General features: G+C 69.2%; 12 protein-coding genes. 8 read left to right on the forward strand and 4 right to left on the reverse strand.

What is annotated here, in order from left to right; all coding sequences use genetic code 11:
• The first annotated feature begins 21 nt into the window (after positions 1-21).
• The 8 genes from FHT37_RS21965 to FHT37_RS22000 all read left to right on the forward strand — a co-directional run bounded on the left by FHT37_RS21965 (position 22) and on the right by FHT37_RS22000 (position 9,853).
• A complete protein-coding gene (locus tag FHT37_RS21965) occupies positions 22-2,328 on the forward strand; it encodes an ABC transporter ATP-binding protein (RefSeq protein WP_183484603.1) in 2,307 nt (768 codons plus the stop codon).
• Between the two features lie 18 nt (positions 2,329-2,346).
• On the forward strand, positions 2,347-2,814 hold the full coding sequence (locus FHT37_RS21970; protein WP_183484606.1) for a DUF1854 domain-containing protein: 468 nt from the start codon (positions 2,347-2,349) through the stop codon (positions 2,812-2,814).
• Positions 2,815-2,973: 159 nt separating this feature from the next.
• Positions 2,974-4,152, forward strand: a complete 1,179-nt coding sequence (locus FHT37_RS21975) for an isovaleryl-CoA dehydrogenase (RefSeq protein WP_091720335.1) — start codon at positions 2,974-2,976, stop codon at positions 4,150-4,152.
• A gap of 56 nt (positions 4,153-4,208) precedes the next feature.
• Positions 4,209-4,886, forward strand: a complete 678-nt coding sequence (can, locus tag FHT37_RS21980) for a carbonate dehydratase (RefSeq protein ID WP_091720339.1) — start codon at positions 4,209-4,211, stop codon at positions 4,884-4,886.
• A gap of 46 nt (positions 4,887-4,932) precedes the next feature.
• Entirely contained in the window at positions 4,933-6,810 is a 1,878-nt protein-coding gene (gene aceK / locus FHT37_RS21985; RefSeq protein WP_183485681.1) for a bifunctional isocitrate dehydrogenase kinase/phosphatase, read from the forward strand.
• 49 nt (positions 6,811-6,859) lie between these two features.
• Positions 6,860-8,038, forward strand: coding sequence for an acetyl-CoA C-acyltransferase (locus FHT37_RS21990; RefSeq protein ID WP_183484609.1), 1,179 nt, complete (start codon positions 6,860-6,862; stop codon positions 8,036-8,038).
• 11 nt (positions 8,039-8,049) lie between these two features.
• Complete coding sequence (locus FHT37_RS21995; RefSeq protein WP_091720345.1) at positions 8,050-8,718, forward strand: SDR family oxidoreductase; 669 nt, start codon at positions 8,050-8,052, stop codon at positions 8,716-8,718.
• Between the two features lie 4 nt (positions 8,719-8,722).
• Positions 8,723-9,853: an acyl-CoA dehydrogenase family protein gene (locus tag FHT37_RS22000; RefSeq protein WP_183484612.1), complete on the forward strand. Its 1,131-nt coding sequence runs from the start codon at positions 8,723-8,725 to the stop codon at positions 9,851-9,853.
• Positions 9,854-9,945: 92 nt separating this feature from the next.
• Here the strand turns inward: FHT37_RS22000 and FHT37_RS22005 are convergent, their stop codons facing one another.
• The 4 genes from FHT37_RS22005 to FHT37_RS22020 all read right to left on the reverse strand — a co-directional run bounded on the left by FHT37_RS22005 (position 9,946) and on the right by FHT37_RS22020 (position 14,220).
• Entirely contained in the window at positions 9,946-10,701 is a 756-nt protein-coding gene (locus tag FHT37_RS22005; RefSeq protein ID WP_183484615.1) for a carbonic anhydrase, read from the reverse strand.
• A gap of 152 nt (positions 10,702-10,853) precedes the next feature.
• Positions 10,854-11,561 (reverse strand): hypothetical protein, encoded by a 708-nt coding sequence (locus FHT37_RS22010; protein WP_183484619.1) that lies wholly within the window; start codon positions 11,559-11,561, stop codon positions 10,854-10,856.
• A gap of 273 nt (positions 11,562-11,834) precedes the next feature.
• Entirely contained in the window at positions 11,835-12,704 is an 870-nt protein-coding gene (locus FHT37_RS22015) for a ZIP family metal transporter (protein WP_091724899.1), read from the reverse strand.
• 115 nt (positions 12,705-12,819) lie between these two features.
• Positions 12,820-14,220: a lyase family protein gene (locus tag FHT37_RS22020; RefSeq protein ID WP_183484622.1), complete on the reverse strand. Its 1,401-nt coding sequence runs from the start codon at positions 14,218-14,220 to the stop codon at positions 12,820-12,822.
• Positions 14,221-14,391: the final 171 nt, after the last annotated feature.

Below are 14,391 nucleotides of genomic sequence, written 5' to 3' on the forward strand. Positions count from 1 at the left end.
GAAGATCGCAGAACAACACAAATGCAGCATCAACATCCTGTCGCGTCGGCCAGTGCCGGCGGCGTTTCGCTCGCCGAGGCCTTCGCGTCACGCCTGCGGCGTGGCGAGAACGTCCGGGCCACGCTGGAGGTTGACCTCGACGCGCGATTGCGCTTTGCCCGGGGCGGTCTGCAACTCACCGATCAGCGGCTGCTGTCGCTGGAGCCCGCCGAGGACGGCGCCGGCGCGCTGGTCGAGCGCGAATGGCCGCTGACGCCGGCGCTGCGCCTGGCGCTGTCGGACCATGCCGGCCTGGGCCTGCTGGAACTGGTCGACGAGCGCGGCCGGCTGGCCCAGTGGCGCTTCACGATGAAGGTCAACCTGCAGGCCCAGCGCTTCCAGGACGCCTTCAACCGCCGCGATGAACCGGCGCTGACCCAGGACGCCGAACCCGAGCTGTGCCCGAGCTGCCAGGCCGTGCTGCCCGAGGACAGCGAGGAATGCCCCTCCTGCGCCCGGGAACTGCACACGCCGCCCTCGACCTGGGTGCTGCTGCGGCTGTGGCGCTTCGCGCGGCCCTATCGCGGCCAGCTGCTGCTGGGTTTCCTGCTGATGCTGGGCGCGACCGGCGCGACGCTGGTGTCGCCCTACCTGACCATGCCGCTGATGGACGACGTGCTGATCCCGTTCCAGCAGGGCCGCCAGATCGACACCGGGCTGGTGGCGCTCTACCTGGGCGGCCTGCTGGGCGCGGCGATCGTGTCCTGGATCCTGGGCTGGGCCAAGACCTACATCCTCGCGCTGGTCTCCGAGCGCATCGCCGCGGACCTGCGCACGGCGACCTTCGACCACCTGCTGGGCCTGTCGCTGGAGTACTTCGGCTCCAAGCGCACCGGCGACCTGATGAGCCGCATCGGCTCGGAGACCGACCGCATCAGCGTTTTCCTGTCGCTGCATGCGCTGGACTTCATCACCGATTGCCTGATGCTGCTGATGATCACGGTGATCCTGTTCTCCAACAACGCCTGGCTGGCGCTGGCCACGCTGGTGCCGCTGCCCTTCATCGCCTGGCTGATCCACCTGGTGCGCGACAAGCTGCGCACCGGCTTCGAGAAGATCGACCGCGTCTGGGGCGAGGTGACCTCGGTGCTGGCCGACACCATCCCCGGCATCCGCGTGGTCAAGGCCTTCGCCCAGGAGCGCCGCGAGGCCGAGCGCTTCCGCAGCGCCAACAAGCACAACCTGCTGGTCAACGACCGGCTCAACAAGACCTGGAGCCTGTTCACGCCCAGCGTGTCGCTGCTGACCGAGATCGGCCTGCTGGTCGTGTGGGCCTTCGGCATCTGGTTGATCGCGCATTCGCAGATCACGGTCGGCACGCTGACCGCGTTCCTGGCCTACATCGGGCGCTTCTACGGGCGACTGGACTCGATGAGCCGGATCGTCTCGGTGACGCAGAAGGCGGCCTCGGGCGCCAAGCGGATCTTCGACATCCTCGACCACCATTCCAACGTGCCTGAACCGGCCCAGCCGGTCCGGCTGGAGAAGGTGCGCGGCGGGCTGACGCTGCAGGACATCGGCTTCCGCTACGGCAACCGGACGGTGATCCGCGACCTGAATCTCGAGATCCAGCCCGGCGAGATGATCGGCCTGGTCGGCCACAGCGGCTCGGGCAAGAGCACGATGGTCAACCTGATCTGCCGCTTCTACGACGTCACCGAAGGCGCGATCAAGCTGGACGGCGTGGATCTGCGCCGCTTCTCGCTGGCCGACTACCGCCGCCACATCGGCCTGGTGCTGCAGGAGCCCTTCCTGTTCTTCGGCACCATCGCGGAGAACATTGCCTACGGCAAGCCGGACGCGACGCGCGAGGAGATCGTCGCCGCGGCCCGCGCCGCGCATGCGCATGAATTCATCCTGCGGCTGCCGCAGGGCTACGACTCGCTGGTGGGCGAGCGCGGCCAGGGGCTCTCCGGCGGCGAGCGCCAGCGCATCTCGATCGCACGGGCGCTGCTGATCGATCCCCGCATCCTGATCATGGACGAGGCCACCTCGGCGGTGGACACCGAGACCGAGAAAGAGATCCAGAAGGCGCTGGACAACCTGGTGCGGGGCCGCACGACCATCGCGATCGCGCACCGTCTCTCGACGCTGCGCAAGGCCGACCGGCTGGTGGTGATGGACCGCGGCGAGATCGTCGAGGTCGGGCCGCACGACGAGCTGATCGCCAAGCAGGGCGCCTACTGGCGGCTGTGGGAGGCGCAGGCCCGCCGCGTCGACGCGGAGGAGCAGGACAGCGTCGTCGTCGTCGCGCCCAACGTCAATGTCCACACGGCCACGCAGGCCTGATCGCGCCGAGGTGTCTTCATGAGCAACATCCAGTCCCTGGCGCGCAATCCGTTCGGCCGGCTGGTCCTGGTCGACGCGGCCGGCCAGACCCATGACAACGTCACGCCGGTGCGGGCGCATCCGCTGTCCGCGCCCGAGGAGGGCATCTCGCTGGTCGGCACCGACGGCCATGAGATCGCCTGGATCGACCGCCTCGGCGACCTGCCCGAGGTGCAGCGCACGCTGCTGCGCGACGAACTCGACCATCGCGAGGTCACGCCCACGGTGCTGAAGCTGCTGGCGGTGTCGACCTTCTCGACGCCGTCGCAATGGACCGTCGAGACCGATCGCGGCGCCACCGAATTCATCCTCAAGAGCGAGGAAGACATCCGGCGCATCGGGGAAGGGCGGCTGCTGATCGCCAGCTCCCACGGCCTGCACTTCCTGGTGCCGGACCGCTTTTCGCTGGACCGGCATTCGCGCAAGCTGCTCGAGCGATTCCTCTAACGCCGATCCATCAGTTCCGGGGCCACCCTTACGCATTTATGCAATAGCCGAAACGGTACAGACCTGCCCTACAATTGACGTTTACGTAAACGTAAGAGAACGAATTGCCCAGCGCGCGTCCGGAGCGGCGCGCGTGGAGGCGGTCGAGGAGACATTCCCATGAGCCTGCCCGGTCTGAACTTCCACCTCGGCGAAGACATCGACGCGCTGCGCGACGCGGTGCGCGAATTCGCCCAAGCCGAGATCGCCCCCCGCGCGGCCGAGATCGACCGCAGCGACCAGTTCCCGATGGACCTGTGGCGCAAGATGGGCGACCTGGGCGTGCTGGGCGTCACCGTGCCCGAGGAATTCGGCGGCGCCGGCCTGGGTTACCTGGCCCACATGGTCGCGATGGAGGAGATCTCCCGCGCCAGCGCCTCGGTGGGCCTGAGCTACGGCGCCCACTCCAACCTGTGCGTCAACCAGATCAAGCGCAACGGCAACGAGGCGCAGAAGAAGAAGTACCTGCCCAAGCTGATCTCCGGCGAGCACGTCGGCGCGCTGGCGATGAGCGAGCCGGGCGCCGGCTCCGACGTCGTGTCGATGAAGCTGCGGGCCGAGGACAAGGGCGGCTACTACGTCCTCAACGGCACCAAGATGTGGATCACCAACGGCCCCGATGCGGACACGCTGGTCGTCTACGCCAAGACCGAACCCGAACTCGGCGCCCGCGGCATGACCGCCTTCCTGATCGAGAAGGGCATGAAGGGCTTCTCGATCGCGCAGAAGCTGGACAAGCTCGGCATGCGCGGCAGCCACACCGGCGAGCTGGTGTTCCAGAACGTCGAGGTGCCGGCGGAGAACGTCCTGGGCCAGGTCGGCGGCGGCACCAAGGTGCTGATGTCGGGCCTGGACTACGAGCGCGCCGTGCTGGCCGCCGGTCCGATCGGCATCATGCAGGCGGTGATGGACAACGTCGTCCCCTACATCCACGACCGCAAGCAGTTCGGCCAGTCCATCGGCGAATTCCAGCTGATCCAGGGCAAGGTCGCCGACATGTACACGGTGCTGCAGGCCGCGCGCGCGTTCTGCTACACGGTGGGCAAGAACCTGGATGCGCTCGACGGCGCGCACGTGCGGCAGGTGCGCAAGGACTGCGCCTCGGTCATCCTGTGGTGCGCCGAGAAGGCCACCTGGATGGCGGGCGAGGGCATCCAGATCTTCGGCGGCAACGGCTACATCAATGAATATCCGCTCGGCCGGCTCTGGCGTGACGCGAAGCTCTACGAAATCGGCGCGGGCACGTCCGAGATCCGCCGCATGCTGATCGGCCGCGAGCTCTTCGCCGAAACGATGTGAGGCCTTCGCGGGTGCGACAGGCCGGTGTCCGCCCGCAACCGCGACAATCCCGCCCCATGAGCACCAACGACCACATCGACGGACTGCTGGACAACAACCAGCGCTGGGCCACCGAAACCGAGGAGCGCAGCCCCGGTTTCTTCTCGCGCCTGCTGAAGCAGCAGACCCCGCAGTACCTCTGGATCGGCTGCGCCGACAGCCGCGTGCCGGCCAACGAGCTGGTCGGGCTGCTGCCCGGCGAGCTCTTCGTCCACCGCAACGTGGCCAACGTCGTGGTCCACTCCGACCTGAATTGCCTCTCGGTGATGCAGTTCGCGGTGGACCAGCTCAAGGTCCAGCACATCATCATCGTCGGCCACAGCAACTGCGGCGGCGTGCGCGCCGCGCTGCAGGACCTGCGCGTCGGCCTGGTGGACAACTGGCTGCGCCATGTGCAGGACGTCCGCAACCACCATCAGGACTGGCTGGACCAGCTGCCCGAGGAGCAGCGCGTCAATGCGCTGTGCGAGCTCAACGTGCTGGAACAGGCCCGCAACGCCTGCCAGACGACGGTGGTGCAGGACGCCTGGTCGCGCGGCCAGTCGGTGGCGGTGCACGGCTGGGTCTACGGCCTGCACAACGGCCTGCTCAAGGACCTGAGCGTCACCGCCGCGGGACCCGAGGACGTCGGCCCGGCCTACCGCCGCGCGCTGGAAGCGCTGCAGCGCCGCTACGAGGCGGCCATGGGCCGCTGAGCCCGCGCGGCCAGGACCGGACATGAGCGGAACGGACGGCGGCGCCATGTTCCCCCACGAGCTCAACGACCCGCGCGCCTTCGAGATCGCGCAGGCCATGCTCGAGGGCTTCGACAAGCACTACCGGCTCTTCCGCGCCGCGTCGGCCACCGCCAAGCAGCGCTTCGAGCAGGCCGACTGGCACGGCCAGCAGCGCGCGCAGCGCGAGCGCATCGAGTTCTACGACCTGCGCGTCGACGAGGCCGTCGCGCTGCTGGAGGCACGCTACAAGACCAGCGAGCTGCCGAGCGAGGTCTGGCAGCAGGTCAAGCTGCACTACATCGGGCTGCTGACCCGCCACCTGCGCCCGGAACTGGCCGAGACCTTCTTCAACTCGGTCACGACGCGCATCCTGCACCACAGCTACTTCCACAACGAGTTCATCTTCGTCCGGCCCGCCATCTCGACCGAGTTCATCGAGAACGAGGAGCCCGCCGCCCAGCCCACCTACCGCTGCTACTACCCCTCGCAGGACACGCTGCGCGACACCTTCATGCGCATCGTCTGGAACTTCCAGCTGGCGCTGGAGTTCGAGGACCTGGGCCGCGACATCGACCTGGTGCTGAAGGCGGTGGGCGAGCAGCTCGGCGCCTTCCGCTGGCGCACCAACTTCCAGGTGCAGGTGCTGTCCTCGCTGTTCTTCCGCAACAAGGGCGCGTACATCGTCGGCAAGGTCGTCAACGGCTTCAGCGAGACGCCGTTCGCGCTGCCCATCCTGCACAAGGAACCCGCCCCGGGCGACGCCGCGCCGGCCAAGGCCAGGGGCGCGAAGACCGATGGCGCGAAGGACGCGGCCGCGGCGCGCCGGCTCTACATCGACGCGGCGCTGTTCGGCGAGGACGAGCTGCAGATGCTGTTCAGCTTCGCGCGCGCCTACTTCCTCGTGGACATGGAGGTCCCGAGCGCCTACGTGCAGTTCCTGCGCTCGCTGATGCCGCGCAAGCCGCGTTCGGAGATCTACTCGGCGCTGGGGCTGCAGAAGCAGGGCAAGAACCTGTTCTACCGCGACTTCCTCAACCACCTGCGCCACAGCAGCGACAAGTTCCGCATCGCGCCCGGCATCAAGGGCATGGTGATGCTGGTCTTCGACCTGCCGTCGTATCCCTTCGTCTTCAAGGTCATCAAGGACTTCTATCCGCCGCAGAAGGACACGACGCGCGAGCAGATCCAGTCCAAGTACCTGCTGGTCAAGCAGCACGACCGCGTCGGGCGCATGGCCGACACGCTGGAGTACACCCGCGTGGCCTTCCCGCGCCATCGCTTCGAGGACGAGCTGGTCGCCGAGCTCCGGCACTTCTGCCCCTCGCTGCTGGAGGAGACGGGTGAGGACCTCGTCATCAAGCACCTGTACATCGAGCGCCGCATGGTGCCGCTCAACATCTACCTGCAGGAAGCCTCGCCGGCGCAGCTGGCGCATGCGGTGGTCGAGTACGGCAACGCGATCAAGGACCTGGTGGCGGCCAACATCTTCCCGGGCGACATGCTGTGGAAGAACTTCGGCGTGACGCGCCACGGCAAGGTCGTGTTCTACGACTACGACGAGATCGAATACCTCACCGACTGCAATTTCCGCAAGGTGCCCGCGCCGCGCAACGAGGAGGAGGAGCTGTCCGGCGAGGTCTGGTACCACGTCAACAAGTTGGACGTGTTCCCCGAGACCTTCGGCCCCTTCCTGCTCGGCCATCCGGGCGTGCGCGACGTCTTCATGGCGCACCACGCCGACCTGCTCGATCCGGCGTTCTGGCAGACCCACAAGGAGCGCATCCTGGCGGGTCATGTCGAGGACGTCTTCCCCTACGACCCGCACAAGCGCTTCCACGTCCACGACGCCGCGCCGGCCCTGAAGGTGCCGGAGCCGCAGGACCGGGAGCTTCCCATCCACTGATCCGCCGCGGCCCCGTGGGGCCGCACCGCTTCCCTTGAAGGAGACCCCCATGTCCGATTCCATCGTCATCGTTTCCGCCGCGCGCACGCCGATCGGCGGCCTGCTGGGCGACTTCGCCGGCCTGGCCGCGTGGGAGCTGGGCGCCGTCGCCATCAAGGCGGCCGTCGAGCGCGCCGGCGTGCCGGCCGACTCGATCCAGGAAACCTTCCTGGGCAACTGCCTGATGGCCGGCCAGGGCCAGGCGCCGGCCCGCCAGGCGGTGCTCAAGGCCGGCCTGCCGCAATCGGTGGGCGCGGTCACGCTGTCCAAGATGTGCGGCGCCGGCATGCGCGCGGTCATGTTCGCGCACGACACCCTGAAGGCCGAAAGCGCCGACGTGCTGATCGCCGGCGGCATGGAGTCCATGACCAACGCGCCGCACCTGATGTTCGCGCGCAAGGGCGTGAAGTACGGCGCCGCGCAGATGTATGACCACATGGCGCTGGACGGCCTGGAAGACGCCTACGAGCGCGGCAAGGCCATGGGCGTCTTCGCCGAGCAGTGCGTCGACAAGTACGCCTTCACGCGCGAGGCGCAGGACCAGTTCGCCATCGCCTCGACGGAGCGCTCCAAGCGCGCCAACGAGGATGGTTCCTTCGCCTGGGAAATCGCGCCGGTGACGATCGCCGGCAAGGGCGGCGACACGGTGGTCTCGCGCGACGAGCAGCCGTTCAAGGCCAAGCTGGACAAGATCCCGACGCTCAAGCCGGCGTTCAAGAAGGACGGCTCGATCACGGCCGCGACCTCCTCGTCGATCTCCGACGGCGCGGCGGCGATGGTGCTGATGCGCGAATCGACCGCCAACAAGCTGGGCGTGAAGCCGGTGGCGCGCATCGTCGGCACGGCGGTGCATGCCAACGCGCCGGAGTGGTTCACGACGGCGCCGGTGGGCGCGATCCAAAAGCTGCTGGCGAAGAACCAGTGGGACGCCAAGAGCGTCGACCTGTGGGAAGTCAACGAAGCCTTCGCCGCCGTCACGATGGCCGCGATGGCCGAGTTCAAGCTGCCGCACGAGATCGTCAACGTCAACGGCGGCGCCGTGGCGCTGGGCCATCCGATCGGCGCCTCGGGCGCGCGCATCCTGGTGACGCTGCTGGGCGCGCTCAAGCATCGCGGCCTCAAGCGCGGCGTCGCGGCGCTGTGCATCGGCGGCGGCGAAGCGACGGCCGTCGGCGTCGAGCTGATCTGAGGACGGGCCGGATGGCGCAAGTCCTCATCATCGGCGCGTCGCGCGGCATCGGCCTGGAGCTGGTGAAGCAGCATCGCGCGAGCGGCGACACCGTCGTCGCCACCGCGCGCGACGAGGCCAGCCTGGAGAAGCTGCGCGCGCAGGGCGCGACGGCGATCAAGCTGGATGTCTCGGACATGATCAGCATCGCCGGCCTGGCCTGGCAGCTCGACGGCTACCAGTTCAATCGCGTCATGTACGTGGCCGGGCTCTACGGGCCGAAGACCATCGGCCTGCAGCCGCCGAGTGCGGCCGATTTCGACGCCGTCATGCACACCAACGTGCTGGGTCCGATGCGCGTGCTGCCGCAGCTGCTGGACGCGCTGGCGCCGGACGCGCGCATCGGCATCCTGTCCTCGCGGATGGGATCGCTGACGCTGCGGGCGAACTCGGCGGGCTGGGTCTACCGCGCTTCCAAGGCGGCGGTGAACTCGGTGATGAAGGACGTCGCGCTGACGCTGGACGGTCGCGCGACCTGCGTCAGCCTGCATCCGGGCTGGGTCAAGACCGACATGGGCGGGCAGGAGGCCGACATCGACGTCGCCACCAGCGCCTCCAGCCTGCGCCAGGTGCTCGACGGCCTGAAGCCGGGCGACAACGGCGGCTTCTTCAACTACGACGGCAGCCCGCTGCCCTGGTGATCCCATGATCCTTTCCGAAGACCACCGCGCCGTGCAGGACGCCGTCCGCGCCTACGTGCAGGACCAGATCGCGCCGAAGGCGGCCGAGTGGGACAAGTCCCACCACTTCCCGGCCGCGGAGCTCAAGGGCCTGGCCGAGCTCGGCTGCTACGGCGTGGCCGTGCCGCATGAATACGACGGCGCGGGCCTGGACTACCTGGCGCTGGCGCTCATCCTGGAGGAGATCGGCGCCGGCGATGGCGCGACCTCGACGGTGGTCAGCGTCAACAACTGCCCGGTGTGCAGCATCCTGATGGCCTTCGGCAACGAGGACCAGAAGGAGCGCTTCCTCAAGCCGCTGGCGCGCGGCGACATGCTGGGCGCGTTCTGCCTGACCGAGCCGCATGTGGGCTCGGAGGCCGGCGGGCTGAAGACGACCGCCGTGCGTGAGGGCGACGAGTACGTCCTGAACGGCGTCAAGCAGTTCATCACCAGCGGCAAGAACGGCGATGTCGCGATCGTGATGGCGGTGACGGACAAGGCGGCCGGCAAGAAGGGGATCTCGGCCTTCCTGGTGCCGACCTCGACGCCGGGTTACGTGGTGGCGCGCATCGAGGACAAGATGGGCCAGCACGCCAGCGACACGGCGCAGATCCTGTTCGAGAACTGCCGCGTGCCCGCCGCCAACCGGCTGGGCGACGAAGGGCAGGGCCTGAAGATCGCGCTGTCGGGGCTGGAGGGCGGGCGCATCGGCATCGCGTCGCAGTCGGTGGGCATGGCGCGCGCGGCCTTCGAGGCAGCGCTGCGCTACAGCAAGGAGCGGGTCGCCTTCGGCGTGCCGATCTTCGAGCACCAGGCGATGCAGCACAAACTCGCCGACATGGCCACGCAGATCGAGGCGGCGCGCCAGCTGATCTGGCATGCGGCGTCGCTGAAGGACGCCGGCCAGCCCTGCCTCAAGGAGGCGGCGATGGCCAAGCTCTTCGCCAGCGAGATGGCCGAGCGCGTCTGCTCCGCCGCCATCCAGATCCACGGCGGCTACGGCTACGTCAGCGACTTCCCGGTCGAGCGGATCTATCGAGACGTCCGGGTGACGCAGATCTACGAAGGCACGTCCGAGGTCCAGAAGATCCTGATCGGACGCGCGCTGGGCTGAAGCCGGCGCCACGTCGCGGCCCGGGAGGGCCGCGGCGGACTATCCGCGGCGTCGCCGGGACACCGGGCCGCCGGTCCGCGGCCCGGAAGCGGTCATTCGCCGCTTTCCTTGATCTCGCGGCCGTTGAGCGGCTGCACCGGCCGCGCATTGCTGCCGACCAGCTTGCGGAAGGCCTCGATCTGGGCGGCCGACAGCGTGATCGGCGACTTCAGGACCATCCAGTGCACGCCCTCCGAGCAGGGCGGCGTGGTCAGCGAGCCGGTGAAGTCGTAGTAGCCCAGCGTCTTGGGCAGCAGCGCGGACAGGTCCAGCGACAGGCCGTCCACACTGATCTTCTCGCCGGCGCGGGGCAGGTGGTCGAACACCGGGGACAGCGCCGGATTGGCCTGGCCGGCTTGGACCAGCACGGCCACCACACCCAGGTCGCCGGCGGCGTTCTTGTGGACGAAGTGCACCACCATCGGCATCGACTTGCCCTTGATGAGCTCCTCGCTGGGGGTGTGGAAGTGGAACTGCAGCAGCTCGTAGCTCTGGCCGCCGACGTCCACCGTGTTGCCCGCCGGCAGGTTCACCTGGACCGTGTGGCCGTTGTTCCAGATCGTCGGCGCGGCGCTGCCGTAATGGAAGGCGAGCGCGGGCAGGTCTGCCTTGACCGCGTGGTCGATGTTGATCGGGCTCTGCTGGTGGCCCAGCGCGCAGGTGGCGAAGGACGGGTCGACCTCGCTCCAGTGGGCGGCGCCTTTTTCGCCGGTGTATTCCCAGTGCGGCGCCGGTGCGGCGACGGCGACGGTGGACGACAGGAGGCCGATCGACAGGGCGACGAACAGCGGGCGTGCGGACAGATTCATGAGGGGCGCCAAGTGAGACGTGGGAGGAAGTCCGGGCCCCCGCGTGGGGGAACCGGGCGGCGGCAGTGTGGCGCCCTGGGCGTTTTCTCTGCGTTCAGGTAACGACAAGGTACCGTTAAGCACTTCGTCCGCACGTCGATCCGTGCGCCCGCTCAGTCCTCGTCGAGGTTGAGCCCGCGCTGCCAGACCGGCAGGGCCGCATCGAACATCGACGGCGCGCTGCCCAGCGCTTGCGGGTCGCGGGCCAGCTTGAGCCAGGCCAGCGTGTCGTGGTGGCTGCCGGGCAGCAGGTCCCGGGCGCGCTCGGCGCTCAGCCAGGCGTGCAGCGCGGCGTACTGCGCCGGATGGCGCTGGGCGGTCCAGCCGAGCGCGACGAGGTCGCCGTAACCTTCCTCGCGGCGCGCCGACTTCATCGAGAGATAGGCCCGCTGCAGGTCGGGGCTGAGGCTGTCGGGCGCGGGCGCGGCCGAGAAGCCGGCCGGCAGGTTGAACCAGACGCCGTCCAGGTAGCGGCGGCAATGGCCCAGCTCGTGCGCCGCCATCAGTTCCAGCGCGCTGTCCTCCAGGCCCGCGGGCAGGCGCTGCATCGTCGCTTCGCCCTCCGGGTTGCCGCGCAGGCTCAGCACCAGCTTGCAGCGGCCGTCCCTGAAGCCCAGCGCCAGCGGCGCGGCCTCCGGCGCATCCTGCGGCTGCACGACCACGTCCACCGGCATGCCGGACGCCTTCGCATGCTGCAGCACCGGCGTCATGCCCGCGATCCAGCGCTGCTCCAGCGGTGTCAGGCCCGCGGCCGTGGCGGGGGTCGAGCACACCGTGATCACGGCGGCAAGCGCGAACAGCGCGGCGGGCAACTTCTTCATCACGGCTCGGGTCCTGCGGATCGATGAGGGCGGAGCACCGATGGTGACGGGCCGCAGGGCGCTTGTGCGCGGTCGGCCGCCGATGACGCCGGGGTCGGCGTGACGGTTTGCCGCTTGCGCGCGGCGAGTTGTAAAACAGCTTTTGGCGCCTGCCGGCGGGCCCGTGACGCATCGCACGACCCGCCGCGCGAGGGCCGCGTGAGGGCCGCGTGAGGGCCGCGCGAGGCCCGTGCCGGGCGACGGCGCTCCCGCGCCGCGCCCGCCGGCGCCGTGTCAGCCCAGTGCCGTGTCCAGCACCATCATCAGCGCGAAGCCCAGCATCAGGCCCTGCGTCGCCCAGCGCTCATGGCCCTTGCGGTGCGACTCGGGAATGATCTCGTGGCTGATGACGAAGAGCATCGCGCCCGCCGCGAACCCCAGTCCCCAAGGCAGCAGCAGCGGCCAGGCCGAGACCACCCAGGCGCCCAGCACCGCGCCCACCGGCTCCACCAGGCCCGAGGCCGCGCCCAGCAGCAAGGCCTTGCGGCGCGAGTAGCCCACCGTCATCAAGGCCACCGCGATGACGAAGCCCTCGGGCAGGTCCTGGATCGCGATCGCCAGGCTCAGGCTGGCCGCCGCGACCGGATCGTTGGCGGCGAAGGCCACGCCGATCGCCAGGCCCTCGGGCAGGTTGTGCAGCGTGACGGCGATCACGAACAGCGTGGTGCGGCGCAGCCGCGTCGGGTCCATGCCTTCTCGGCCCTTGATGAAGTGCTCATGCGGCAGCCACCGGTCCAGCGCCATCAGCGCCCACGCGCCGAGCAGCACCGCCAGCGCCACCTGCGCCGCGGCGCCCGTCGGCGTCGCATGCGCGCGCGCCGCCTCGAGGCCGGGCAGGATCAGCGAGAACGAACAGGCCGCCAGCATCACGCCGGCGCCGAAGCCCATCAGCGCGTCCTGTCCGCGCGCCGACAGGCTGCGCGTGCCCAGCGCCGGCAGCGTGCCGAAGGCGGTGGCCGCCGCGGCGAGCAGGCCCGCCTGCAGCGCCATCGCGATCACCGAGCCCTGGCCGATGGCGCCGGCCGGCTTGATCCAGCGCCAGCCCTGGTGCAGCAGCAGCGCCGCGCCGATCAGCAGGATCGCGAAGCCCAGCCACTGGCGCATCCGGTGGCGTCGCGCCAATGCCGGGTCGATCGCCGCGAGCGCCTGCGCCGGATCGACGGCGGCCTCGTGGGCGTGGGTCGGGTCGTGGGCCATCGGTGTCCTTGGGGTGTCGGCCTCAGAGTCCGCCATCGGTGAGCTTGGCCGGGTCCAGCATCTGCAGCAGCGTGGCGCGGTCGAACTCGGTCATCTCCTCCGCGACGTCGACGATGGGCCGCTGCTCCGCGTAGGCGCGCTTGGCGATCGCCGCGGCCTTCAGGTAGCCGATCTCGCGGTTGAGCGCGGTGACCAGGATGGGATTGCGGGCCAGCGCATGCTGCAGCCCGGCGGTGTTGACCTTGAAGTCGCGGATCGCCTGCTCGGCCAGCGCCCGCGACGCGGCCGCCAGCAGCGCCAGGCTGTCCAGCAGGTTGGTCGCGATCAGCGGCAGCATCACGTTGAGCTGGAAATTGCCCGACTGGCCGGCCACGGTGATCGCCGCGTCGTGGCCGATGACCTGCGCGCACACCATGGTCACCGCCTCCGGGATCACCGGATTGACCTTGCCCGGCATGATCGACGAGCCCGGCTGCAGCGCGTGCAGCTCGATCTCCGCCAGGCCGGCGAGCGGGCCCGAGTTCATCCAGCGCAGGTCGTTGGCGATCTTCATCAGCGTCACCGCCAGGCCCTTGAGCGCGCCCGACAGCGCCACCGCCGTGTCCTGCGCCGAGAGCGCGGCGAAGAAGTCCGGCGCGGGCCGGAAGACCAGGCCGGTCAGGGTGGACAGTTCCTCGCAGAAGCGCTGCGCGAAGTCGGGATGCGCGTTGATGCCGGTGCCCACGGCGGTGCCGCCCTGCGCCAGCTCGCAGACCGACGGCAGCAGCGCGCGCAGCTGGGTGCGCCTGGCGTCGATCTGCGCGCACCAGCCGCCGAGCTCCTGGCCCAGGCGCAGCGGCATCGCGTCCATCAGGTGGGTGCGGCCGGTCTTGACGTGATGGCCGTCGCTCCTGATCTTGTCCTGCAGCGTCTGCGCCAGCAGGTCCAGCGCCGGCAGCAGCTCGCCGTGCAGGGCCTGGGCCGCGCTGATGTGCAGCACGGTGGGGATGGAGTCGTTGCTGCTCTGGCCGGCGTTGACGTGGTCGTTGGGGCTGACCGTCGCCGGGTTGTCCGCGCCGGTGCCGATGAGCCGCGTGGCCAGCGTGGCGATCACCTCGTTGGCATTCATGTTCGAGCTGGTGCCCGAGCCGGTCTGGAACACTTCCACCGGGAAGTGGTTCATCAGCGCCGGGTCCTGCAGCAGCTGCGTCGCGGCGCGGTCGATGGCCTGGCCGATGTCGGCCGGCAACTGCTCGAGCGCGATGTTGGCGCGCGCCGCGGCGGCCTTCTGCAGCACCAGCGCGCGCACGAAGCGTTCGGGCATGGGCTGGCGGCTGATGGCGAAGTTCTCGACCGCGCGCTGCGTCTGGGCGCCGTAGAGCGCGTCGACCGGCACGGCGACCTCGCCCATGGAGTCGCGTTCGATGCGGGTGGCCTTGGTCATCGGGGATCCTTCGTTCCGGGTCATTCAACGGAAGAGGCTCCAGCAAGGCAGGTGCCTGTGTCGCGACGTCGGATCCCGCCGGAGTCTTTTCGTTGGAGCAGGGATGCTAGATGAGAACTTCTCTCATCTGCAAGGCGGTCACTGCAAGCGCTTGCGCCGGCTGGGGGCTTT

The organism is Mitsuaria sp. BK037, from assembly GCF_014193045.1.
Classification (GTDB): Bacteria; Pseudomonadota; Gammaproteobacteria; order Burkholderiales; family Burkholderiaceae_C; genus Roseateles.

Coding starts and splice junctions, on each gene's coding strand:
- FHT37_RS22010 (WP_183484619.1), bottom strand. CDS start 11,561: ATGAAGAAGTTGCCCGCCGCGCTGTTCGCGCTTGCCGCCGTGATCACG.
- FHT37_RS21995 (WP_091720345.1), top strand. CDS start 8,050: ATGGCGCAAGTCCTCATCATCGGCGCGTCGCGCGGCATCGGCCTGGAG.
- FHT37_RS21970 (WP_183484606.1), top strand. CDS start 2,347: ATGAGCAACATCCAGTCCCTGGCGCGCAATCCGTTCGGCCGGCTGGTC.
- FHT37_RS22000 (WP_183484612.1), top strand. CDS start 8,723: ATGATCCTTTCCGAAGACCACCGCGCCGTGCAGGACGCCGTCCGCGCC.
- FHT37_RS22015 (WP_091724899.1), bottom strand. CDS start 12,704: ATGCGCCAGTGGCTGGGCTTCGCGATCCTGCTGATCGGCGCGGCGCTG.
- FHT37_RS22020 (WP_183484622.1), bottom strand. CDS start 14,220: ATGACCAAGGCCACCCGCATCGAACGCGACTCCATGGGCGAGGTCGCC.
- FHT37_RS22005 (WP_183484615.1), bottom strand. CDS start 10,701: ATGAATCTGTCCGCACGCCCGCTGTTCGTCGCCCTGTCGATCGGCCTC.
- FHT37_RS21990 (WP_183484609.1), top strand. CDS start 6,860: ATGTCCGATTCCATCGTCATCGTTTCCGCCGCGCGCACGCCGATCGGC.
- FHT37_RS21975 (WP_091720335.1), top strand. CDS start 2,974: ATGAGCCTGCCCGGTCTGAACTTCCACCTCGGCGAAGACATCGACGCG.
- FHT37_RS21965 (WP_183484603.1), top strand. CDS start 22: ATGCAGCATCAACATCCTGTCGCGTCGGCCAGTGCCGGCGGCGTTTCG.
- aceK (WP_183485681.1), top strand. CDS start 4,933: ATGTTCCCCCACGAGCTCAACGACCCGCGCGCCTTCGAGATCGCGCAG.
- can (WP_091720339.1), top strand. CDS start 4,209: ATGAGCACCAACGACCACATCGACGGACTGCTGGACAACAACCAGCGC.